The sequence below is a fragment of the Algoriphagus sediminis genome, assembly GCF_030403435.1.
GTDB classification, from domain to species: Bacteria; Bacteroidota; Bacteroidia; order Cytophagales; family Cyclobacteriaceae; genus Algoriphagus; species Algoriphagus sediminis.
This window is the reverse complement of record NZ_JAUEPH010000008.1, coordinates 89,254-111,469: the sequence shown is the minus strand read 5'-3', so window position 1 is coordinate 111,469 and position 22,216 is coordinate 89,254. Positions and strand designations below refer to the sequence as shown.

General features: G+C 39.5%; 22 protein-coding genes and 1 tRNA gene. 15 read left to right on the top strand and 8 right to left on the bottom strand.

Annotation, left to right across the window (positions count from 1 at the left end):
* Positions 1–8 precede the first annotated feature (8 nt).
* Positions 9–410, bottom strand: coding sequence for a hypothetical protein (locus QVH07_RS16500; RefSeq protein ID WP_290002616.1), 402 nt, complete (start codon positions 408–410; stop codon positions 9–11).
* 64 nt (positions 411–474) lie between these two features.
* Entirely contained in the window at positions 475–1,215 is a 741-nt protein-coding gene (locus tag QVH07_RS16495) for a hypothetical protein (protein WP_290002613.1), read from the bottom strand.
* 248 nt (positions 1,216–1,463) lie between these two features.
* On the opposite strand from QVH07_RS16495, the gene pyrG reads away from it, so the two are divergent.
* From pyrG to lepB, 7 genes are all read left to right on the top strand, one after another.
* Positions 1,464–3,089 carry a CTP synthase gene (gene pyrG / locus QVH07_RS16490; protein WP_290002610.1) on the top strand — a complete coding sequence of 542 codons (1,626 nt, stop codon included), beginning with the start codon at positions 1,464–1,466 and terminating at the stop codon, positions 3,087–3,089.
* Between the two features lie 36 nt (positions 3,090–3,125).
* A complete protein-coding gene (yidC, locus tag QVH07_RS16485) occupies positions 3,126–4,928 on the top strand; it encodes a membrane protein insertase YidC (RefSeq protein ID WP_290002608.1) in 1,803 nt (600 codons plus the stop codon).
* Positions 4,929–5,093: 165 nt separating this feature from the next.
* Positions 5,094–5,876, top strand: a complete 783-nt coding sequence (locus QVH07_RS16480; protein WP_290002606.1) for a ParA family protein — start codon at positions 5,094–5,096, stop codon at positions 5,874–5,876.
* A 2-nt stretch (positions 5,877–5,878) separates the two neighbouring features.
* The gene (locus QVH07_RS16475) at positions 5,879–6,790 is read left to right on the top strand and encodes a ParB/RepB/Spo0J family partition protein (protein WP_290002605.1); all 912 of its coding nucleotides are present in this window, start codon (positions 5,879–5,881) and stop codon (positions 6,788–6,790) included.
* A 54-nt stretch (positions 6,791–6,844) separates the two neighbouring features.
* Entirely contained in the window at positions 6,845–7,384 is a 540-nt protein-coding gene (locus QVH07_RS16470) for a DUF5683 domain-containing protein (protein WP_290002603.1), read from the top strand.
* Positions 7,381–8,109: a 4-hydroxy-tetrahydrodipicolinate reductase gene (dapB, locus tag QVH07_RS16465; protein WP_290002601.1), complete on the top strand. Its 729-nt coding sequence runs from the start codon at positions 7,381–7,383 to the stop codon at positions 8,107–8,109. The genes QVH07_RS16470 and dapB overlap by 4 nt, the downstream gene beginning before the upstream one ends.
* A gap of 6 nt (positions 8,110–8,115) precedes the next feature.
* Positions 8,116–9,189, top strand: a complete 1,074-nt coding sequence (gene lepB, locus QVH07_RS16460; protein WP_290002600.1) for a signal peptidase I — start codon at positions 8,116–8,118, stop codon at positions 9,187–9,189.
* Between the two features lie 24 nt (positions 9,190–9,213).
* Here lepB and ung read toward each other — a convergent pair whose 3' ends face one another.
* A complete protein-coding gene (gene ung, locus QVH07_RS16455) occupies positions 9,214–9,876 on the bottom strand; it encodes a uracil-DNA glycosylase (RefSeq protein WP_290002598.1) in 663 nt (220 codons plus the stop codon).
* A gap of 55 nt (positions 9,877–9,931) precedes the next feature.
* On the opposite strand from ung, the gene apaG reads away from it, so the two are divergent.
* Together apaG and QVH07_RS16445 are read left to right on the top strand one after the other, a co-directional pair.
* Positions 9,932–10,318, top strand: coding sequence for a Co2+/Mg2+ efflux protein ApaG (apaG, locus tag QVH07_RS16450; protein WP_290002594.1), 387 nt, complete (start codon positions 9,932–9,934; stop codon positions 10,316–10,318).
* A gap of 1 nt (position 10,319) precedes the next feature.
* Positions 10,320–11,102, top strand: coding sequence for an O-methyltransferase (locus QVH07_RS16445; protein WP_290002591.1), 783 nt, complete (start codon positions 10,320–10,322; stop codon positions 11,100–11,102).
* Here QVH07_RS16445 and QVH07_RS16440 read toward each other — a convergent pair.
* A complete protein-coding gene (locus QVH07_RS16440; protein ID WP_290002589.1) occupies positions 11,095–11,676 on the bottom strand; it encodes a class I SAM-dependent methyltransferase in 582 nt (193 codons plus the stop codon). The two genes, QVH07_RS16445 and QVH07_RS16440, sit on opposite strands and share 8 nt — an antisense overlap.
* A 17-nt stretch (positions 11,677–11,693) precedes the next feature.
* On the opposite strand from QVH07_RS16440, the gene QVH07_RS16435 reads away from it, so the two are divergent.
* From QVH07_RS16435 to rplI, 4 genes are all read left to right on the top strand, one after another.
* Positions 11,694–12,620, top strand: a complete 927-nt coding sequence (locus QVH07_RS16435) for a DUF8428 domain-containing protein (protein ID WP_290002586.1) — start codon at positions 11,694–11,696, stop codon at positions 12,618–12,620.
* A 143-nt stretch (positions 12,621–12,763) separates the two neighbouring features.
* Positions 12,764–13,135 (top strand): 30S ribosomal protein S6, encoded by a 372-nt coding sequence (gene rpsF / locus QVH07_RS16430; RefSeq protein WP_290002584.1) that lies wholly within the window; start codon positions 12,764–12,766, stop codon positions 13,133–13,135.
* Complete coding sequence (gene rpsR / locus QVH07_RS16425) at positions 13,132–13,383, top strand: 30S ribosomal protein S18 (RefSeq protein ID WP_290002581.1); 252 nt, start codon at positions 13,132–13,134, stop codon at positions 13,381–13,383. Before rpsF ends, rpsR begins: the two co-directional genes overlap by 4 nt.
* 35 nt (positions 13,384–13,418) lie before the next feature.
* The gene (rplI, locus tag QVH07_RS16420) at positions 13,419–13,862 is read left to right on the top strand and encodes a 50S ribosomal protein L9 (RefSeq protein ID WP_290002580.1); all 444 of its coding nucleotides are present in this window, start codon (positions 13,419–13,421) and stop codon (positions 13,860–13,862) included.
* Positions 13,863–13,927: 65 nt separating this feature from the next.
* On the opposite strand, the gene QVH07_RS16415 is transcribed toward rplI, so the two are convergent.
* Positions 13,928–14,173 carry a hypothetical protein gene (locus QVH07_RS16415; protein WP_290002578.1) on the bottom strand — a complete coding sequence of 82 codons (246 nt, stop codon included), beginning with the start codon at positions 14,171–14,173 and terminating at the stop codon, positions 13,928–13,930.
* 289 nt (positions 14,174–14,462) lie between these two features.
* On the opposite strand from QVH07_RS16415, the gene QVH07_RS16410 reads away from it, so the two are divergent.
* Positions 14,463–14,535, top strand: a tRNA-Gln gene (locus tag QVH07_RS16410).
* Between the two features lies 1 nt (position 14,536).
* Here QVH07_RS16410 and QVH07_RS16405 read toward each other — a convergent pair.
* Positions 14,537–15,283, bottom strand: a complete 747-nt coding sequence (locus QVH07_RS16405) for an EcsC family protein (RefSeq protein ID WP_290002576.1) — start codon at positions 15,281–15,283, stop codon at positions 14,537–14,539.
* Positions 15,284–15,355: 72 nt separating this feature from the next.
* On the opposite strand from QVH07_RS16405, the gene QVH07_RS16400 reads away from it, so the two are divergent.
* Positions 15,356–16,222, top strand: a complete 867-nt coding sequence (locus QVH07_RS16400; protein WP_290002573.1) for a dienelactone hydrolase family protein — start codon at positions 15,356–15,358, stop codon at positions 16,220–16,222.
* A gap of 33 nt (positions 16,223–16,255) precedes the next feature.
* On the opposite strand, the gene QVH07_RS16395 is transcribed toward QVH07_RS16400, so the two are convergent.
* Both QVH07_RS16395 and QVH07_RS16390 read right to left on the bottom strand, forming a co-directional pair.
* Positions 16,256–18,967, bottom strand: a complete 2,712-nt coding sequence (locus tag QVH07_RS16395; protein WP_290002572.1) for a M14 family metallopeptidase — start codon at positions 18,965–18,967, stop codon at positions 16,256–16,258.
* Between the two features lie 102 nt (positions 18,968–19,069).
* Positions 19,070–22,048 (bottom strand): hypothetical protein, encoded by a 2,979-nt coding sequence (locus tag QVH07_RS16390; protein WP_290002570.1) that lies wholly within the window; start codon positions 22,046–22,048, stop codon positions 19,070–19,072.
* Positions 22,049–22,216 lie beyond the last annotated feature (168 nt).

Genomic DNA, 22,216 nt, shown 5'->3' with positions numbered 1-22,216 from the left:
ATATTGGTTTATCCTCGAAGCCAGTTGATAAAGGTTTGGTAGCCTACTCCAATTTCCCTTGCGAAGGCTGCTTTGGTTTTCTTTCCCTTCGCTTCTACCTTCTTCCATTCGGCAATAATTTTCTCTTTTTCTGAATTTGAAAAAGTTCTTCTTTTTCTGGATCCTTTAGAAGATCCTGAAGTAATTAATCCAATCAGTTCATTCAGTTCATTAACAAATTTTCCATCTGCTAAATCCAAACCAGCGTCAGAAAGTTTTTTTAGAACCGATTCTTTTGGGTCTTTTGGGGTAACTGCAATTCCTTTCTTAGCAGCTTCCTGTAAGTCGATAAGTTTTCCGTCTTCGGTTTCATAAACAAAACCTTCGTTTTTTTTAAGTTCTGCGATTGAGGCTTTAATAAGGTCTCTCATAAATTAAGTTATTTTGTTAAATGGGTCACTAATATATAAAATAACTTAAGATGATAAATTCTTTTTAATTATAATTAAGACTTCTCTTCCAGAAAGGAATGAAATTATATGAGTATTTATTTTTTAGTAAATACTTGTAAAACAACTTCTCATACTTTCTATCATGAAAATCACTTACATAATCATATAAGTGGAAATCCTTAGCGACTCTTGAAAGTAAATCTTCAAAGGAATTAAAAAAATCTAATTCTGTAAGTAGTTCTTCCCTATCAAAGTCTCCTTTTTCACCAAGAAAGTAACAATATGAAGTTCCTCCACTTTGATGAGTCGAGAAAATTCTGATTTGATTTTTTTGGCTTGAAAGAGTCATTACTTCTTCAAGGTCCTGATTAAGTTGGATATCTTCCGCTATGGATTGAACCAGTGTCAGGATAAATTCCTTCCAATTCAAAAGCTCCTCATAAGAAAGTCTTCCATCTATAGGAGTATAGTTCTTTCTAAAAAAAGTTATCTCCACTTCAAATTCCTCCTGAACCTTAGCCAAATCAAAACTTTCGGAAGGACTAAACGAAAACTCGGGCCAGTAACAAACCAACTGTTTACCCTTAATCACAACTTCCTCGAATACCTGACCATAGATATCATTTAAAACGTCTAGATTTTCAGAAGCTCTCTGCCATTGACCTTTACAAAAGGATTGGTACGGATCGATAAAAAATAGTCCGTTTGAAGGCAATCCCATACTTACATTTTCTATGCTTGGGAGCCAGTCGATGAGCGAAATTTGGTTATGTAATTTGTTCATATTTAAATAGTTTATTTTCCTTTCTATGGGGTCTTAGATTTCTGAGACCTTACGATACCAAAAGTGAGAAATCAATTTGATTCTGAAAAATAATTGACACAAATTGACAAATTTGGCTTTCATCATGCTTTGAGCTCATTAAAAAATAAAGAAGTTGATGACTGTATGTGCCTGCCAATTCTATCAGGAAAATTTATACCTTTGTATCCCATAAGAATCAATCTAAACAGCAGTCCTTCTCCTTTCTTATGGCCTCATCAACCAAATACATTTTCATCACAGGCGGCGTTACGTCTTCCCTTGGAAAAGGTATCATCGCAGCTTCCTTAGGCAAACTTTTGCAATCCAGAGGATTCAGCGTAACCATCCAAAAATTCGACCCCTATTTAAATATCGATCCGGGAACCCTTAATCCATACGAACATGGAGAGTGTTATGTGACTGATGATGGGGCGGAAACAGATTTGGACTTAGGACACTATGAGCGGTTTCTGAATGTATCCACATCCCAGAGTAATAACATCACAACTGGAAGAATTTACAATAATGTAATCACCAAGGAGCGCCGAGGTGATTTTCTAGGTAAAACGGTTCAGGTTATTCCTCACATCACGGATGAGATTAAGACCAATTTCTATAAACTTGGCGAAGATGGAAAGTATGATGTGGTGATTACAGAAATTGGTGGATGTGTAGGTGATATCGAGTCCCTTCCTTTTATAGAAGCTGTCAGGCAAGCACGTTGGGATTTAGGTCCAAACAACTTTATGGTTATTCACTTAACGCTGATTCCTTATCTGAGCGCGGCAAAAGAATTAAAAACTAAACCTACACAGCACTCTGTAAAACAACTTCTTGAAGCTGGTATCCAACCTGACATTCTTGTCTGTAGAACTGAGCACCACCTGCCAAATGAAGTAAAGAAAAAGCTTGCTCTTTTTTGTAATGTTCAGCTAAATAACGTCATAGAAGCCATGGATGCTGAATCCATTTATGATGTACCTCTTTTAATGAAGAAGGAAAAACTGGATGAAAGAGTATTGACTACTTTAAAACTGAGTTCAAAAAATAATACTGAACTTGAAAACTGGAAAGACTTTCTTGGGAGATTAAAGAATCCTACTGAAGAGGTAACAATAGGTTTAGTGGGAAAATATGTTTCTCTTCCTGATTCATATAAGTCTATAATCGAATCTTTCACCCATGCCGGAGCGGCAATAGAATGTGAAGTAAATCTTAAACTTATCTCCTCTGAGGAGATAAATGGGAAAAATATAAAGTATAAACTCAAAGATCTGGATGGTATCGTCGTGGCGCCAGGATTTGGAGAAAGAGGATTTGAGGGTAAAATTGAAACCGTGAAATACGCTCGTGAAAACGAAATTCCATTCTTTGGAATTTGTCTTGGAATGCAGGTAGCGGTGATTGAGTTTGCGCGAAACGTGCTAAACCTTCCTGGGGCAAATAGTACTGAAATGAATCCCTCAACCGCGGCACCGGTCATCAGTTTAATGGAAGAGCAAAAGCAGATCATTAATATGGGAGGAACCATGAGACTGGGTGCCTACTCATGTGATTTAAAGAGTGGAAGTAAGGCTTACAAAGCCTACGGGAAAAAACAAATCCACGAGAGACATCGTCATAGGTATGAATTTAACAATGAGTACCTGAAGGAGTTTGAATCAAAAGGAATGATCGCCACAGGTAAAAATCCAGATACCGGGCTAGTTGAAATCGTGGAATTAAAGAACCATCCATATTTCGTTGGGGTACAGTTCCATCCGGAGTATAAAAGCACAGTATTAAATCCTCAGCCATTGTTTGTAAACTTTATTCAAGCGGCTTTGGACAATCAAAACAAAAAATCAAAGTAACTTTGCCCTCTTAAAATTGAGAGCAAACCAACAATCATGGATAGAAATCAAGCAACGGGTCTAATCCTTTTTGCGGCTGTCATTCTGATTTATTCGATCTTCTTTGCTGAAAGCCAGCCTGTTACAGAAGAGGTGACGCCAGAGCAAACCGAGGTAATGGAAGCCTCCCCTGAAGCCGAAATCAGGGCTATGCAGGAACCTGAGCTTCCGCAATCGGATAGTTTAGACAGTGACAAAATTGAAAAATATGGGGTTTTGGCAGCTTTTACTCTTGGAGAGGAAAAGCTGAGCACCCTTGAAAATGATAAAATCAAGGTCACCATTTCCTCCAGGGGTGGAGAAATCAAAGAGGTGATTCTTAAGGAGTACACTGGACTCAATGATGAGCCACTTAGCCTCCTGTCTACTGAAAGGTCAGAAATGATCTTCACAGCCCAGACCGCCTCTGGGGAGATCAATTTAAATGACTTGAACCTAAGTCCATCTCTTTCCACATCAGAATCTGAGGATGGCGAGGCACAAATTCTGACCCTGAGTGGAGCAACGGAAAGCGGAGCAATTTCAGTCGTTTATTCTCTGGAGCCAGGCAAATATGAGCTACGCAAAGAATTCTCCATTGATCGATATCAGGGAATTTTCACAGGAAGTACCGTCAAGCTTAGCTGGGCTGATCAAGTTAAAAGGCAGGAAAAAGATCTGGCTGAATCACGAAGAAAGACACAAATCAATTATTACACTTCTTCAGGTGATTATGATAACCTGGGTGTTTCTGATGATACAGAAACAGATGCCCCAGAGGAAAGTTTGAAATGGATCGGATTTAGCCAAAGATTCTTTACCGCCGGTATCATCGCTGACGAATCTTTCCAAAATGCTTCATTTACTCAAAGCACTCCGGTACAAGACAGCAGTACCGTTAGAATGATGCAAGCTGAGTTTGAAATTCCTTTTGAGAATGGAAATTATGGTCTTAAGTATTACTTCGGACCAGATAGCTACAATGGTCTCAAAAAGGTAACAGAGGGCTTTGAGAATAACGTAGACATGGGTTATTTCTTCGTTAGTTGGGTGAATAAGTACATCATTGTAAACTTATTCGCTTTTCTGGAGAAGTACTTTAGCAACTACGGAATCATCATTGTCCTAATCGTATTGATCATTAAGCTTGCTTTGTCACCGCTTACCTATAAGTCCTACATAGGCATGGCCAAAATGCGTGTGATTAAACCTGAAATCGACGAACTCAAGGAGCAATACGGAGATGATCAAACCAAAATGCAGCAAGAGCAAATGAAGCTTTTCTCAAAACTGGGAGTAAGCCCAATCTCCGGATGTTTACCCTTGCTGTTACAGATGCCCTTCCTCTTTGCCATGTTCTTCTTCTTTCCGAATGCCATTGAACTAAGAGGAGAATCCTTCCTTTGGGCGGATGACCTTTCTACCTACGATACTTTTATCAACTTACCTTTCACCATTCCATTTTATGGGTCACATGTGAGTTTGTTCACCTTACTGATGACGGTATCGCAAATAGCTTACACTCACTTTAACAATCAACTTACTACGGCTACTGGCCCGATGAAGAATATTGGATACATCATGCCGGTGATGTTTATGTTTGTTTTGAACAGCTACCCAGCAGGATTAAGCTTTTACTACTTCGTGTCAAACATGGTAACCTTTGGACAGCAGGCGGTGATCAAACTGGCTGTAGATGATGATAAAATCAGAAAGAAGGTAGAGGAAAGCAAAATCAAAAATGCCAACAAGAAAAAATCAAAATTCCAGCAAAGACTGGAAGATGCGATGAAAGCCGCCGACGCAAACAAGAAAAAATAAATTACTGAGCCCCATTTGGGGCTCATTTTTTGCGAGGTCAGATTCTTGCTCATTTTAGCATGACTACAATGAGGGTGCTAAAGTGTCTTAAAAAATCAAGAAAAGAGCATCGGAAAAGTTTCGGATTTGATTAATATTGAATAACTGTTTGGAGTAAAAATTACCATGGGAAAGATTATCGCTATAGCAAATCAAAAAGGGGGAGTGGGAAAAACCACCACTGCTATGAATCTGGCTGCCAGTCTGGCCGTTCTGGAATTCAAAACCCTGGTAATAGACGCTGACCCACAGGCAAATACAACTTCTGGAGTAGGTCATGACCCTAAATCCATAGAAAATAGCATTTATGAATGCATGGTTGAGGAGGCAAATGTTCGTGAAAGCATTATCGCGACAGAAATTCCCAACCTAGACCTGATCCCTTCTCACATTGACCTGGTAGGTGCAGAGGTAGAGATGATCAATCTTGAGAGCCGAGAAGAAAAAATGAAGCAAGTGGCAGATCAGGTGAAAGATGATTACGATTTTATTATTATAGATTGCTCACCATCTCTTGGTTTGATTACTATCAATGCACTGACGGCTGCAGACTCGGTTATTATACCGGTTCAGTGCGAATATTTCGCATTGGAAGGTTTGGGTAAGCTTTTAAATACTATAAAAATAATTCAGACCCGCCTGAATCCAAAGTTGGCAATTGAAGGAATTCTCTTGACTATGTATGATGTCAGATTAAGACTATCCAATCAGGTGGTAGAAGAGGTAAGAGTTCATTTCAAAAACATGGTATTTGAAACGATTATTCCAAGAAATGTTAAATTGAGTGAGGCACCAAGCTACGGATTACCAGCCATTGCTTTTGATGCCACCAGCAAAGGTGCCGTAGCCTACCTTAACTTGGCAAATGAGATAGCTGAGAAAAACGGCATAGCCAAAGTCGCAGAATAAGTATGGCAGATCAAAAACCAAGTCGTAAGAAAAGTGCTCTGGGCAGAGGCCTAGGAGCATTGTTAGAGGACAGCCCTGCCAAGAATCCGAAAAAAGATTCTCTCCTAGATTCGTCTAAGACTGGAATTGCTGAAATTCCTTTAGAAAATATCAGTGTAAACCCATTTCAGCCTAGAACTCATTTTGACAAAGAATCTCTAGAAGAGCTGGCGGAATCCATCAGGATTCAGGGAATTATTCAGCCGATTACCGTGCGGAAACTAGATCATGATGAATATCAATTGATCTCTGGTGAGAGACGATTTCAGGCTTCGAAACTAGCCGGGCTCAAAGGAATACCAGCTTATGTAAGGACGGCAAATGATCAGCAAATGCTGGAGATGGCCCTGATCGAAAACATTCAGCGGGAAAATCTAAATGCACTCGAAATCGCTCATTCTTATCAGCGGCTTTTAAGCGAGTGTAATCTTAAGCAGGAAGAGTTGGGTGATCGGGTTGGGAAAAATCGATCCACGGTGAATAATTACCTAAGACTTCTGAAACTCCCTCCCACTATCCAAGCTGCAATTAAAGATCAAAAACTTAGCATGGGCCATGCTCGGGCACTCATCAATGTAGAAGAGGTCCAGGATCAATTGGCAATCTTCAAAAAAGCTATCGAAGAAGAGCTAAGTGTCCGGAAAGTAGAGGCTCTTGTGAAAGCTTTGAGTGAACCAAGCCCAGCTAAAACCACAGCACCTGGCCTGAGCCCTATGCAGAAATATGAGATCGGCAAACTTCAGGAAAGACTAGCGAGCCATTTTGGGACTAAAGTCAATTTGAAGTCCAATCATAAAAATAAGGGTGAAATAAAAATCCCATTCAATTCCTCCAACGATTTAAATCGGATTTTAGAAATTCTGGACCTGATTTAGGTGTGCTTTCAAAAAACCATAAGGTTAATTAATCCTAAAGCCCCATGCCTTTTCATGGGCCTTTTGTTTTTTTGCTTGTTGCCAAGCTGGGATAGCTTTGCTCAAAGTGAACGTATCGAGGGAGATAGTTTGACGGTTGTGGAAGGAGCTTTACCCAAAAACCCCAAGAAGGCCACAATTTTATCGGCTATTTTACCGGGGGCGGGTCAGGTTTACAATGGAAAGGCGTGGAAGGTTCCCATTCTTTACGGAGGGATTATCTCGGATGCCTATTTTATTGGTTTTAATAATAGACGCTATCAATCCTTCAGGGATGCTTTGGAAGCCTTTGACGAAGGGGAACCAAATGACTTCCCTAATCTGAATAGAGATGGATTGGTAAGAAATGTGAATTTCTGGCGTCGAAATCGTGACATCTGTATCTTACTTATGGGAGCGATTTATGCCCTTAATATTATAGATGCTAATGTGGATGCACACCTCTCAGGCTTTGAAATCTCGGATGATCTGGCCATGAAGGTGGAACCACAGTTTGAAAGATTCTCTGCAAATGCGACCACTTATGGGGTTTCAGTAAAATTGAATTTTAGATGAAAATACTTCTTCTCGGTTATGGCAAAATGGGCAAGCTCATTAGTGAACTGGCGGAAAAGCGAGGACATGAAATCATTGCCAAAATATCCATTGAGAATGTAGAAGACTTGGATAATTTAGATCCGGAGGAGATTGATGTAGCCATTGAATTTAGCCAACCAGAATCTGCCGTTTCGAATATAACTTGGGCCATTGAGAGGCATATTCCCGTGGTAGCAGGAACTACGGGTTGGCTTGATGAATGGAAAAGAGTTACTGAATTTGTAAACCAGAAAAGCGGTACACTTTTTTATGCCTCAAATTTCAGCATAGGAGTAAATATCTTTTTCAAGGCAAATGAATACCTGGCCAAACTCATGAATGATACGGATGGGTATTCGGCTTCAATCAAAGAGATCCATCATACAGCAAAATTAGATGCTCCGTCGGGAACTGCCATCACCACAGCAGAAGGGATAATCAATAATCATAAAGGATACGACAGCTGGACACTAACACAAGGGGAGCCTGTAAAAAGAAACTCGGTACCCGTAGAATCTGAAAGAGTGGATCCGACGCCGGGTACTCATATCGTTAAGTATGATTCACCTTTTGATCTAATCGAACTTTCACATACCGCCCACAGCAGAGAGGGATTTGTAAAAGGGGCGGTGCTGGTGGCTGAGTGGATTCTTGATAAAAAGGGAGTCCTGAATATGAATGATTTTCTATCTTTCGAAATATAATTGAAGATGAGTAAGACTAAACCAAAAAAATCAGCAGCAAGAGAATGGGTGGACGCCCTAGTATTTGCTGTGGTGGCTGCAAGCCTTATAAGATGGCTACTTCTGGAGCCATTTACTATACCTACTGCCTCCATGGAAAAATCTCTTTTGGTAGGAGATTTTCTATTTGTAAGCAAAATGCATTACGGTACCCGTATTCCAAAGACTCCTCTACAGGTGCCATTGACTCATCAGAAAATTTGGGGAACTGAGATAAGCTCCTATTCTGATGCTATTCAACTCCCCTACTATCGACTTCCAGGATTTTCGGATGTTGAAAGAAACGATGTGGTGGTTTTTAACTATCCCGTAGAATTTCAATATCCGCCTGATTTAAAAACGAATTATATCAAACGAGCAGTGGGAGTTCCGGGCGATGAAATTAAAATAGAGGCAGGAGTTCTTTCCGTCAATGGTGAAGTGGCCCCATTACCGGAAGAAATGCAGTTTTCTTACGAGGTAGTGAGCACCAGACCGTTGAACGCTGAATTTTTCAACACTTATGGAATTAATCCGGATAGCTATTATTCCTTTACGAGTAGTTCAGGTTATCTGGTATTTGCCACAGACGCGGTGGCAAAAAGACTTGAAGCGTCTCCCATAGTTTCTTCAGTCAAAAAGAGAATACAGCCTCCTGGAGGTGAATCCGGAATTTTTCCAGATGGAAATTTATTAGGTTGGAATAAGGATAATTATGGGCCTCTAAAGATTCCTGCAAAGGGCTGGACCATACCAATGACTACTCAGAATGTAATTAATTACAGCTTCACTATTCAGCATTATGAGGGACATGAAAATGTAGACGTTCGTGAGGGAGCTGTGTACATTGATGGTCAGAAAGTTGAAGAATACACTTTCAAGCAAGACTATTTCTTCATGATGGGAGACAATCGCCATGACTCTTTAGACTCCAGATACTGGGGATTTGTCCCTGAAGACCACGTAGTGGGTAAAGCCTGGTTCCTATGGCTTTCTTTAGACAAATTCGAATCTCTCTTCGGTAAAATAAGGTGGAATAGATTCTTTAAAGGAATAGAATAATTAAAGCCGGCAAATGCCGGCTTTTTACCATTCTATAGGTTCCTTTCCCTGACTCACCAAATATTCATTCGTTTGGCTGAAGTGCTTACAACCAAAAAATCCTCGATGTGCAGAGAGCGGGCTTGGATGTGGCGCTTTTAAAATTAAGTGTCGATCAGAAGGAATCAATGCAGCCTTTTTTTGGGCGAATGCCCCCCACAGCAAAAACACTATTCCTTTTCTTTGATTAGCGAGTCTGGAAATCACTTCATCTGTGAATTCTTCCCAGCCTTTACCTTGATGAGAACCAGCCTGATGAGCTCTCACAGTTAAGCTCGCATTTAGTAAGAATACTCCTTGTTTGGCCCAGCGAGTTAAATCCCCATTTGGTGGAAGGTCCTTTCCCAAGTCGGATTTAATTTCTTTGAGAATATTTAGCAAACTCGGAGGGAATCGTATGCCCGGTAAAACCGAAAAGCTCAACCCATGAGCCTGTCCATCCCCATGATACGGGTCCTGACCCAAGATTACCACCTTCACATTTTCCACAGGAGTTTTCTCAAAAGCATTAAAGATCAATTTTCCTGGTGGAAAAACCTTTTGAGTACCGTATTCCTCCTTAACAAATGAAACCAGATTTTTAAAATAATCTTGTTCAAAAGTATCCCCAAGCATATCTTTCCAACTTGGCTCTATTCGCACATCCATTATTGATATTAAATATTTAGCTAGTATATTTGTATCCTAATAAATTTTTAGAACTATGGCTACCGCAATCACAGAGGGAATCCATGTAAATGTCCAAGTGACATATCAGGCTGAATTTTCTAATCCTCATCAGCACCATTTTGTCTTTACCTACAAGGTAACAATAGAAAATAAAAGCCAGCACACATACCAACTTTTGACCAGAAGATGGGAAATTTATGATGCTGCTGAAGAGGTAAAAATAGTAAAGGGCGATGGTGTAGTGGGAAAACAACCCATTTTAGAACCTGGAGAGAAACATAGCTATGTCTCAGGTTGCAACCTTGTCTCTGGCCTTGGCAAAATGAGGGGAGCATACACAATGGAAAAACTTTATGACGGGAAGAAAATCGAAGTTCGAGTTCCCGAGTTCCAGTTAATCGCTAATTTCCTTCACAACTAATTTGAAGGATCGGCTATTCGCCTTAATCGCCTACCTGAATTATTGGCTTCAAAAAGAAGACGAGTATTCTTTACAAGGTCCATTTCTTAGTGATCTCTATTCGGAACTCAGGCAGTATCTAAAAATTTCAAACCAAAGCGATTTGGAGATTGAAGGTTTCCGAAATTCCCTCCTAAAAAATCCTGAGAAAATTCAGGTTTTAGACCTTGGGGCTGGTTCTAAGAAAGTAAATACGCAACAGCGAAAAATCTCTGATATTACGGCTTACAGCACATCGGGTAAAAAGTTTTGCAAGCTTTACCAATATTTTTGCAGCCTCACTCCAGCAAAACACATCATCGAGTTGGGAACCTGCATGGGTATAAGCACTCGGTATTTGGCTTCTGCAGCCAAAGGAATGGTGTACACCTTCGAAGGGTCTGAAGAAATCCAGAAAACAGCCAAGCAAAACTCCTCCAACTACCCTATAGAATTTATTGGAGGCGAAATAAAAACCACCCTACCAAAAGTTTTGAGAAAAATTCCTTCTGTAGACTTTGCCCTCATCGACGCCAATCACACTTACGAAGGAACCATAAGAAGCTTTGATCTAATTTTAAATAAAATACATTCTCAGAGCATAATTGCGATTGCTGATATTCACTGGTCCAAAGGAATGACTAAAGCTTGGACAGAAATCAAAAACAGACCAGAGGTTAAACTTTCTCTAGACTTCTATGAAGCGGGAATACTGTTCTTTGAAGTTCCTTTTACAAAGCCCAGACATCTGGTACTTTCTATTTAGGGCGGAGATTGATCCATAACTCGGATCCCATTCTTTCTGGGATAGAATTATAGCATGACGCGAAAACCCCATCGAATTTTTCGCTGAAATAGGATCGGTATTCTTCTTCAGTCCCACCAAAAGGAGGACCTTGAAAATCAAACTTTCGATTAAAAAGAACACCCGCCAGGCGACCTTTAGGATTTATTAACTCATGCATTTTATTGACATAATCCCTCCTCAATTCTGGGTCCAAAGCACAAAAAAATGTTTGTTCTAGCACCAAGTCATAGGTTTCGTTATGGTTGAAAAAATCATCCCTAATCAGCTGTTTTGCAGGAAATAAGGGATTAGCCTTTTTAAATTTTTCTAAAGGTGCTTTGGCAATATCAAGAATAAATAAATTTTGGAAGCCTTTCTGAAATGCATATGACGCTTCGTAGGCATTACCTGCACCTGGCAACAGAATCTTAAGTGATTTATTGTCAAGTTGGTCTAAATATTGTGTAATAGGTGGAGAAGGATAGCCAATGTCCCATCCGGTCCTTCCGGAGGCATATCGGCTAGACCAATAAACTTCATCTAAATTCATCATTACCAAATTTAAATGCCATGAGCGAATACGCACAAGAGCAGGAACCCAAAAAAGATCAGGGCAAAAATATTATCATTATCGTTCTTGCCCTATTGGTGATCATTAGCGGCATAAAGCTATATACGGATTATGTGGATCGCAGCAAAAAATCCGAGGAAATTCTACTTCTCTCCACAGAGAATAGTGAATTGAATAAACGTCTGGATTCTGTCTACTATCAACTAGAATTGAGAATTCAGGAGATCGAAAAACTGGGGGGAGACATAGATAACCTTGAAGAACTTCGTGATCAGCTAATTACGGAAAGAAATGCGAGCAGGCAGCGTAGTGCAAATGAAATAGCAGCTCTGAATCAAAAAATCAATGAGTACAACTCTATCATTACCAATAAGGATCAAGAGATTCTTGAGCTGAGAGCCATGAATCAACAGCTTTTTTCTGAAAATCAAGACCTTAGGACCACCCAGGCTCAAATCGAAGAAGAAGTCGCTGAGCTTAGCTTAGAAAAGGAAAATCTTCAAGCAAAGGTAGACGTGGCCTCAAAGCTTAGAGCTGAAAATATCACCATCTCAGCTATAAACAGACGAGGAAAAGAAAGGGTGGAGACCACGAAAGATTTTAAAAACAGACAGATCGAAAGAATTAAAGTGAGCTTTAATCTTGCCAATAACGAAGTGGCTCTAAATGGACCAAGAAACATTTATGTACAAATACTTGATCCTAATAATCAGCCTATTTTCGATGTAGCGAAAGGCTCCGGGACTTTCATGCTGGAAGGTGCTGAAGAATTTTACACTGTTAAACAGGATATCATTTTTGATAACTCCGGTGAAGAGCTTTCATTCTATTATGAAAAAGGAACAGATTATCTTTCTGGAGATCATCAGGTTCTCATTTTCGTAGATAATTATCAAGTCGGCTCCAAAAGCTTTTCTGTAAAGTGACCTAACCAAGCCTAACTTAAATCCTTCTCTTCCGGGGAAGGATTTTCTTTTGCTCTGAATATTAGTGAATTGACCTTTGGATAAAGTAGAAGTAATTCTTACTTTTGCGATCTGTTTATTTAAATCATTAAACACATTAAAAAATGTTCCAAAGAAATTACGAGACGGTATTCATTTTAACTCCCGTTTTGTCTGATGTTCAGATGAAGGATACTGTCGACAAGTTTGTGAACTTGTTAAAAGAACAGGGGGCAGATCTAATTAATGTGGAAAATTGGGGTCTTAAGAAAATGGCTTATCCCATTGAAAAAAAGACCACAGGCTTCTACGTTTTGGTTGAGTTCAAAGCTGATCCAACACTCATTAGCAAATTCGAAGTAGAGCTTCGAAGAGATGAAAAAGTTATGAGATTCCTTACTACGGTTCTCGATAAGCATGGTATTGCATATGCAGAGAGAAGAAGAAAAGGAGAATTCAACAAAAAATCAGAAACTAAAGAGGAGGCAGCCAAATGACACTAATTAACGAACCAATCAACAGAGGAGAAATCCGAAAGAAGTATTGTCGATTCAAAAGACACGGGATCAAGTATATTGATTATAAAGATCCAAACTTCCTATTGAAATTTGTAAATGAGCAAGGTAAGATCCTTCCAAGAAGACTTACTGGTAACTCCGCGAAGTATCAAAGAAAGGTAGCTCAGGCTATCAAGAAAGCAAGACACCTTGCACTATTGCCTTTCGTAACTGATGGGTTGAAGTAATTCAGGTTTCGTCTAATCTTTAAAGCACATTACAAATGGAAATTATCTTAAAAACAGACATTAAAGGTCTAGGATATAAAAATGACTTGGTGGACGTAAAGCCAGGTTATGGAAGAAACTACCTTATCCCTCAGGGATTTGCAGTTTTGGCAACTAGTTCAAACAAAAAGGTTCTTGCTGAGAATATTAAGCAAGCTGCCCACAAAGCAGAGAAAATCAAGACTGAGGCAGAAAACACTGCTGCAGCGCTTGAAGCTTTGACTTTAGATATTAAAGCAAAGATCGGTGAGTCAGGAAAAATCTTTGGAAAGGTGACTACTCTACAGATTGCAGATGCACTTTCTGCAAAAGGATTTGACATCGATAGAAAGAAAATCTCAATCAATGTGCCAGTGGATGGTGCAGGTGAATTTGCTGCTGAAGTCGATCTACATAGAGAAGTAAAAACTCAGGTTAACTTCGTGGTTTCCGCTGAGTAATCAACCGACTTTATTACATAAAAAAAGCTCGCCATATGGCGAGCTTTTTTCATTTGTCAACTTTTTTAGTTAAGCGCTCCTTCAAGGTCTGCAATCAGCTTCTTAGAAACTGCTCTTGAATTTTTTTCCTTTTCAGCTTTCAAAACTTCAAGTGCTTTTTCAGTTTTTTCGATTACCCCAGCAGGATTATTATCGTTCTTATAACTTACCCAGCACCAAGACAATTCTGCAGCAAGAGAATTACCAGCTTTCAATTTGTCAAGTTTCTTGATTGCTTCAGCAATCGTCTTTTCCATTTTTACAACTTCCATTTTAATCTAGATTTAGTTGGTTTGATTGATTTGCAGCAAAAGTGAAAAATATTTTCAAATATTTACAAAACCGCGCTTAAAATTTAATAGAAAGCTAATTTTCAATCGATTGCGAAGAAAATTTTTTTCTAGGCGAAGGAGAAAGAAGGTGAAATTCACCTTGAAATCAAGAACTTAAAATTGGCATCTCATAAGTCAATTAAAATTTTATAGACAGGTTTGGAAAAGAAATTCTAAGCTTCTACCTTTGTGACACTTTAAAGGAGACCCTCGGCGGAATCCAACAAACTGGTCTATGGTGTAACTGGCAACACGTCTGATTTTGGTTCAGAAGAGTCTAGGTTCGAGCCCTAGTAGACCAACTCAAAGTCCCGAAATTAATTCGGGACTTTTTTGTTGCCTAAGCCTTAATCGGTAGCAATTCATCGCATTGTTTCCTAGTTGCTCAGTGAGCTTATAATTAGCCAAAGCTCCTACTCCTGCTCCCACTAGCGGAACCAGCTGAGCCAGTTTTGCTAAATCTATGTAATCTCGGTAATCAAGCTGAAATGTTTTCCAGTCAAACTCATCAATGTTCTGAGGAAGGTTTGGTTCGAAATCACTCCAGTTTTCCATTAACCCTATCAAATCATTTTTTCTTTGCTGAGAGGAAAACGTAAGTTGAAATATATACAAAAGAAATAACCTTTCTTTTTTCTGCTTGAGGTCGGCACCATATAAAGCAGCGATATCAAAAAGCATCTTCATTTTAATAGTGAGAAAAGCTGGGAAATCTGCAAACCCTAAAAGAATTCCCCCTGCTCCCGTTACGGCTCCCTCAGCACTAGCTGTATTTCTATACCATTTTATTCTTTGTCGGACTTTCATCTCTCTGGCTTTCAAGGAAAGACTATCATCCCACTTAGGTAAAATCCAGGATGACCCAGTCATAACTGCTTTCACCATATTTTCTATAGCCGCAGTGACCACCTGATGAAGTTTTTCCGGAAGGAGGTCATTAATCTTTTTCTGAACACTCCTCGTCATCCTATTCATCAAGCCAGGAGGCCGTTTCATTTGAAACAGCCAAATGTTTAACTCGGCACGCACATAATGCAGATAAGCATCCATAAATGAATAATCAGATTAAACTTAGCCCTTAATTCTAGGTTATACTAAATATACCATCAAAACACCAACCTTATGAAAGCTTTACTATTTTCTCTAATTCTATTCTTGTTTTATTTTGATTTCAGCGAACCAAAACCTTTACCCTTAAACCCTTTTGATGAAATAACAGTATGTCATGATTTCGGGCCAGGGATGGAGCAGTTCTCCGATGACCCTGAATTCATCAAGCTTCACCCTGCCCCTGATAGAATCAATTATTCTGCAATGGGCGAGATGATCAATTTTGATACCCCTGATGGTAAAAAGGCCTCTGGATATTTTATACCAGCATCAAATCCAGACTCTGATAAATGGCTTTTTGTTTACCAAGAATGGTGGGGCTTAAATGATCAAATCAAAGAACAAGCGGACATTTTCTACAATGATTTAAATAGCAAGGTAAATGTTTTGGCCCTTGACATGTATGACGGCAAAGTCACTTCTGATCCCCAAGAAGCCGGTCAATTTATGCGTTCTGCAAATGAGGCCAGACTTCAATCAATCGTTCTAGGTGCTCAGCAGTTCGCAGGAAGTGAAGCCATGATTGCAAATGTAGGATGGTGTTTCGGAGGCGGATGGTCACTAAAGTCCGCTCTCCTTACCGGTAGCCAGAACATTGGTTCGGTTATGTATTACGGAATGCCAGTCCAAGATGTAGAAATGCTTAAAACTCTTAATTCCGACGTCCTTGGACTCTTTGCCACAGAAGAGTATATCTCCAAAGAGATAATCGAAAATTTTGCTCAGAACATGGAAAAGGCCGGGAAGGACCTGGAATATAAAATATTCGATGCTGCTCATGGTTTTGCAAATCCAAGCAATCCAAGGCATGATCCAGAAGCTACAAGCGAGGCCTATGAAATGGCAATTGGTTATTTAAGAGATAAGTTTGGTGAATAGAATTAAAAAGGGCCGCTTCGAAGCGGCCCTTTTTTATTTGTAAAGATGATTAAATAACAACTTATAAGTACCATGGGATTGGGCACGGAAGGTGATTTCGGGTGTGTATGCATAAAACTTACCTTCACCCATTTCAGCTTCGAAAGCTGTCACCCCATTCTTTAAGTAAGACTGTCCAAAAGCCCAACCACTTTTCAGAGGCGGTTCTTCGCCAAACCAAGCCAATGGTTTAACTCCAGAGCTAACCGCATTTGGTGTTAAATGAAATACCGGACTTCTGTTAAAAAGAATATTTGCCTTCTCTGACATTCCATAATTAGAGGGATGATCCTGGTCAATGTACATTTCTAGCACAGATCCCGGAATGTAGTATTTCTCGCCACTCAAAGGTCTTGTTTTACCTTGGGAGTCCATATCGATCAGAGCATCTGAAACTGGTAAATCAAAATGATAAGCTAAGTCCGTTGCTGAACCTACTGTTACAATCCGACCTCCATTTTCAACAAACTCTTGCAAGGCAGGAATAGACTTTTCGCTAGTGATAGAGCCTAGCATATGATGATACTTTTCATCAATTTCAGATGCACTTGGTTGTCGACGTGAATATCTAGAATTAGAAGCCTCAACACCTGGAATACCAGGGCCAATGAATAATAGCACATCATAATTTTCACTAAGATTTCCTTCGTCAATTTCTCGAGGAAAAATCAACTCAAAATCATAATGAAACTGCTCTAAAATCCAACGAACCCACCCTGATGGCATCGAACCTCCATAATAGTCAAATAAACCTATCCTGGCTGATGAAATATTCTTTAGCTCAGATGGAGTATCCTCCACAGGAGTCGGATAAACACCAAAGTTTGAAGCGGCATTTCTTAACTGCTCAGCACCTTCTGACCCAACATAATATGAGCCTGCATCGTGACCATTCCAATCAGCAGTGAGTTGTTTTACTTCAATCCCAGCTTTGAGCAAATCATTTACAGCTATAAATGAATTATTCTCATTTATATCCACAATATATGCCTGTCCCTGATCTAAATCCTTTGGGTCAGGCTCAAGAAGTTGCCCCAAAGGAATAGCTTCAAATGGACCCTCCATGGCAACATATATAGGATCGGCTTCTACTGCCATTTGGTAGGCCAAAGTCCATCCGGCGGCATCATAGGGTCTGATCGGAGGTCCTCCCGGATAAAGAAAATCATTGGGATGGTTTTGAGATTCAAACATATCTAAAATATGCGGTCGGAAAGCCTGAGCTGCCTTTACCACATAAGATCCCGATGGGTAACTTTCCCCTTCCAATACAAAATCTGAACTGGCACGATGAACCTCAATCCCTGATTTGATTAATGCATTTAAGAATTTTAAAGCCGTTGGAAAATCCTTTTGGTCTGGAGAGATCACATAACCTCTAGGATCTCTTCTAGAAGGATTCATATAGACACTGTCATAGAACTCTCTGGGAAGGCCTCTACCGAATCCATTACTTTGATTCGAACCCTCTTTTTTGGCTGCTTCGAATTTAGATTCAATTGCCTCTGCATTCTTGGGATAAAGAGTCCAGCTATCTTGTTCACCCTTTTCGATGGATCTTCTACCCATCAGGTAAATGTTCCTTAAAAGATCATCACCGTTTCGAACAGCGTGATTTAAAATAGCATAGTTAAGTGAAACAGAATAATCTATAGATTGCTTAAAGTGCCACTCTTGAGGAGCAATTGGAAATGGATTATCATTATCAGGTACCAAGCGGTCGGGAACTAATGGGATTTCCATTGGAGTTGGATTCCCCGTCATTTCAGTAAGAATCCCTATAATATTATGATAATAAGGTGTGGTTCTAAGCCCTCCATTCCACCAAGTTGAGTAAGGTGAGCCACCTAATCTTGTATATCCTGGACGATTTTCTTGATTTAACCTATTAATCATCGAGGCACCCACTGCGTCAAGACTGGTAATAATCATAGGGTCTAAAACATGATTAAAGGGGTCTCGATAAGGAGGACCAGCGACAACAGTCCCTGCAGGAGAAGTTTGATGATGGTTATAGATTATTTGAGGAATCCACTCAATATATTGAACTCTCGACATGTTTTCGGCCTCTACCATGTTATTCATGTAGAAGTCCCGGTTATTGTCATGTCCTACATATTTCTGGTAAAGTACAGGAATGTTTTGATCCCTTTCTTCCTCGTTTTCTTTCCTCATGTACCAATCAGACATAATTTCCTGGCCATCAGGATTGGCATGAACCAGAAGAATGATCACCTCATCAAGAATCCTAAGGGTCTCATCATCTGTTCTAGAAGCAAGCTCATAAAGGGTTTGAATTAATTGGTGGGCACTTAGTACTTCATTGGCATGAAGTCCACCATCAATCCAAACTACCGGTTTCCCTTCAGAAATGAGGTTTTCGGCTTCTTCTCTTGACATTTTAGCCCTTCCTAGTGCCTGAGAAATCTCTCTGTATTTATCTTTTTCAGCTAGATTAGCAGGAGAAGAAACGATGAGCATTGGCTGCGTTCTTCCAAAAGCAGTTTCACCTATACTAACGAGTTCTACCCGATCACTTGCATCGGCAACTTTTTGAAAGTAAGCCTCAGTTTCGGAGAAATTTGCGAGTTGGTAATCATCACCTATATCAAATCCAAAATGTGACTTGGGTGTTGGAATGGTTTGACTGGAGAGAGTGAATTGCAGCAGAAAGCTTGCTGCAAGCAAAATCAATTTCTTATTCATTTCGGAAGATATTAATTATTCAATTTGGATAATAGATCAAATATCTAAGTGGTATCACTCAAGTTCTTTATTTTTAAAATTTAAAGTTGTGAATTTCAGAGTTTATGCTCGTTCTATTTTCACAAACTTTTCATAATCAGGATGTTGACGATCTTGCTTGGTTTGGAAACCACCCGCATTAAAAATTCCAGGAAACAGTTCCCATTTTTCTAATTGAAGTTTGAAATCACCCACCTTGAAGGGAGAATCAATCATAATACCCGCTTTCCCGTTTTTACCCTTTACTGTCAAGTCCTTGGTCTTAATAAATCTCTCTTGAAACTTAAGATTATATCCATAATTCTGGGTCTGGCCATTAATGATAAAATTTCCCGACTTTAGATTATCAATTAGAAACTCCCCATTTCCTTCCAAGGTCAAATCTGAACCTAGAACAGAATTTTGAAGGTCTAACTTAGCTCTATTTCTGGCAACCACTCTGCTTGATATAAAAATTTCATCTTTGCCATCCTCTTTTCTCTGAAATCCAAATCTTGCTCCCTTTCCATCAATAAATACTGGGTTCAAAAGGACAGGTACCACGGAGGTGGGATTTACCAGATGGGGAAATTCACTAAGTTCAATCTCAGGTTCAAATCGGTTATCCAGATTACTATACCAACTTATTCTCCCTCCCTTTATCTTCAAACGATATTTATTATCCCCTGTGATTATTTGACGGATTCGTAATCCTTGTGGGCGGTAATCTATCCTTTGAGAGTAACTAGGTTCTCCATTTTCCTCCACAAAAAACGTGTTCTCAAACTTTGCCTCTGAAGGCAATGAGTATAAGGCAACCAGAATTGATTTCTCAGGAAAAGTATGAGTCAAATTAACAGGCTTTACAAGAACATTCCCGGCATTTCCATTAAATGAATCTATCAATTCAACTTCTTGTACCACACCATTCTCTGGGTCTACTAGTTGAAGTTGATGACCCTTTTTCCAAATATCCGAACCTAAACTGCCTACCGGGATTGAGGATACAGAACCACTAAGAGGCTTTGAGGTCTCCGCATATAGGGGCCTTGAGGTACTTCTTATTAAACCATGCGTTTCCACGTTCTCCATCACGAGATTAACGTTGTAGTCTGTGTACATCAAGTGGCCAGCAGAATTATTACCAAGATCCCATAGAGCAGAGCAGCCTTTGCGATATTTACCATCCAAAAGTGGTTCTAGGGTGGAGTGATTTACGGTAAATTCGATCTCCGAAAGGGTTTGAGGTATTCCCTTGTCAAGTGTTACTTCTGTGTATGTAATTCTTCTATCAGTTCGGTTCCAATCAGGTTTTGGAGAGGTGTACTGTTCCGAAAACTGGCTCCAGGTCTTCCATTTTCTCTCCGTTTTCTCAACAGTGTAAGTTTGGCCATTAAAATTGAGTTTATCTCCATTTTGTAGAGCAAATCCCCAAACTTCTATAACCCTTTCAGATGGCTTCCCTATCAAATTATTTTTGGAAATATCCTGAAGGTTTTGGCGAATCGTATCTCCTCTCTTCGGGAGTTTATCAAAAAGATTTATTTCTGAAGCAGTGAACCCTCTGCCAGTTAAGTCATTTTCCCCATAAATGAGCCAAAAGTCACCATTTGTATTTAATCCGATTTTTTTCCCATCAATTATTAAATGGGTCAACTCACTACTGGTACTGGTTCCTCCGGTCCATTCTTGAGAGGCAAGGTGATACCAGGTGAAAAATGAGGAGGAAACTTCAACTCTATTTTGAGAAACCATCCGCATTTCCAGATCATCAAACCGACTGGGTTTAAGAGACTCCATTTCAATGAATTTACCGGGTTTTTCCTTCGAATGACCTATCCATTCCACCCTTAGGCCTCCACTTGTCCTGGCCTTCATGTTATTGGGGTTTTTACTCATCCAGTCTCCCTCAAACCGATAAATACAAAAATCGGTAATTTCCTTCCCATTATGCCTTCCACCTCCGTTACAATAACCTTGATTAGGCATTCCAAAAGAAACACCAGGCCTAACAAATCCTAAGGATTTTTTCATTTCTTCTCTGATCCTGAACTGATCCAAATTGCAGAATCGCTTCAACCCAAACTGGCTAGAATGATTCGACGGATCAGAAAAAATAGTCCCGGTTGGACTGCCATATTGGACAACTTTCTGAGTGTAAGTCGGAGGGATGAATTGCCATTCAAAATTAATATCTACACGACCAGAATTAGGAAGGTGAAATAGTGTGCCATTATCTCCAAAAGTTTCTATGAAGCTACCTGCAGCTTCGAGACCTCTTCCATGCAAATCTCCATTAAATGCATCTGACCACATACAATGGATCGCAGGAGCCTCTCCTTCTTTGGGACCAATAAAATTAATTTTGGAATCTTTTGAAACCTCAATTTTCGGCATTCCGAGAACCCCATAAACCTTTCCAGATTCGGCGAAGAGGGCATCCTTCCTTCGCCCTGATTTAGACCATGATTCCAAAGCAAATTTATTATCAAAAAAGAAGATTCCATCCTCATCACTTATCGCTGAGGGAGCTGAAGAATTCTCGCCATTATAGGCAAAATCAACAATAAGATTTTTCCCGTCTAGTACTTCAAGAACTCTTGAATAAACTACTGCGGTGGCGTTTGGGAAATAATTTCTACCGGAATTTGGGAATTCTGAAGAGCATTTGTGAATTCTCGATGGTTCCAGCCAACATCCCAAATAATCTGAATTGAAAACATTTTCATTCCCTTGATAGGTAACTTTGGTTCTGGAGTTGTCCAGTGGTTGGTAGGTAAGTTGGCCCCAAAATGGTTTATAAAACGCCTTTCCTCCAAAATTTTCCAGAAAATCTACCTCTAGGTTCTTTATGTTTTTTGGTTGGTCTTCTTTAACCTGATCTGAAGAATTCTCAATAATCAATTGAGGATTCCCAGATGGTTCAATTGGCCAAATCTTCGAACCGGGTGGAAGTTCACCATTGAATTCAGTAATCTTGTACGTTTTATCTTTTAGCCTCGCAAATTCGATTCCTTCTTTTTTGATTTGAGCGAACCAATCTTCAGTTTTATCACTACTCATATAAAAAATATTAAAGAAATAAGATACAAATTCTCTTAAAAGTACTGAAACAAAAAGGTTAAAAAGAGATGCAAAATAAAATTTGGAATCAATCTGACTTACTATCTCTTCCACACAAAAATTTGTACTTTTGACTTCGATCTCCAAAAAAACTCCTGTGAATCCAAA

Excerpts from the sequence above, each read along its gene's own strand:
- QVH07_RS16500 (WP_290002616.1), bottom strand. The coding sequence starts at position 410 with ATGAGAGACCTTATTAAAGCCTCAATCGCAGAACTTAAAAAAAACGAA.
- QVH07_RS16495 (WP_290002613.1), bottom strand. The coding sequence starts at position 1,215 with ATGAACAAATTACATAACCAAATTTCGCTCATCGACTGGCTCCCAAGC.
- pyrG (WP_290002610.1), top strand. The coding sequence starts at position 1,464 with ATGGCCTCATCAACCAAATACATTTTCATCACAGGCGGCGTTACGTCT.
- yidC (WP_290002608.1), top strand. The coding sequence starts at position 3,126 with ATGGATAGAAATCAAGCAACGGGTCTAATCCTTTTTGCGGCTGTCATT.
- QVH07_RS16480 (WP_290002606.1), top strand. The coding sequence starts at position 5,094 with ATGGGAAAGATTATCGCTATAGCAAATCAAAAAGGGGGAGTGGGAAAA.
- QVH07_RS16475 (WP_290002605.1), top strand. The coding sequence starts at position 5,879 with ATGGCAGATCAAAAACCAAGTCGTAAGAAAAGTGCTCTGGGCAGAGGC.
- QVH07_RS16470 (WP_290002603.1), top strand. The coding sequence starts at position 6,845 with ATGGGCCTTTTGTTTTTTTGCTTGTTGCCAAGCTGGGATAGCTTTGCT.
- dapB (WP_290002601.1), top strand. The coding sequence starts at position 7,381 with ATGAAAATACTTCTTCTCGGTTATGGCAAAATGGGCAAGCTCATTAGT.
- lepB (WP_290002600.1), top strand. The coding sequence starts at position 8,116 with ATGAGTAAGACTAAACCAAAAAAATCAGCAGCAAGAGAATGGGTGGAC.
- ung (WP_290002598.1), bottom strand. The coding sequence starts at position 9,876 with ATGGATGTGCGAATAGAGCCAAGTTGGAAAGATATGCTTGGGGATACT.
- apaG (WP_290002594.1), top strand. The coding sequence starts at position 9,932 with ATGGCTACCGCAATCACAGAGGGAATCCATGTAAATGTCCAAGTGACA.
- QVH07_RS16440 (WP_290002589.1), bottom strand. The coding sequence starts at position 11,676 with ATGATGAATTTAGATGAAGTTTATTGGTCTAGCCGATATGCCTCCGGA.
- QVH07_RS16435 (WP_290002586.1), top strand. The coding sequence starts at position 11,694 with ATGAGCGAATACGCACAAGAGCAGGAACCCAAAAAAGATCAGGGCAAA.
- rpsF (WP_290002584.1), top strand. The coding sequence starts at position 12,764 with ATGTTCCAAAGAAATTACGAGACGGTATTCATTTTAACTCCCGTTTTG.
- rpsR (WP_290002581.1), top strand. The coding sequence starts at position 13,132 with ATGACACTAATTAACGAACCAATCAACAGAGGAGAAATCCGAAAGAAG.
- rplI (WP_290002580.1), top strand. The coding sequence starts at position 13,419 with ATGGAAATTATCTTAAAAACAGACATTAAAGGTCTAGGATATAAAAAT.
- QVH07_RS16415 (WP_290002578.1), bottom strand. The coding sequence starts at position 14,173 with ATGGAAGTTGTAAAAATGGAAAAGACGATTGCTGAAGCAATCAAGAAA.
- QVH07_RS16405 (WP_290002576.1), bottom strand. The coding sequence starts at position 15,283 with ATGGATGCTTATCTGCATTATGTGCGTGCCGAGTTAAACATTTGGCTG.
- QVH07_RS16400 (WP_290002573.1), top strand. The coding sequence starts at position 15,356 with ATGAAAGCTTTACTATTTTCTCTAATTCTATTCTTGTTTTATTTTGAT.
- QVH07_RS16395 (WP_290002572.1), bottom strand. The coding sequence starts at position 18,967 with ATGAATAAGAAATTGATTTTGCTTGCAGCAAGCTTTCTGCTGCAATTC.
- QVH07_RS16390 (WP_290002570.1), bottom strand. The coding sequence starts at position 22,048 with ATGAGTAGTGATAAAACTGAAGATTGGTTCGCTCAAATCAAAAAAGAA.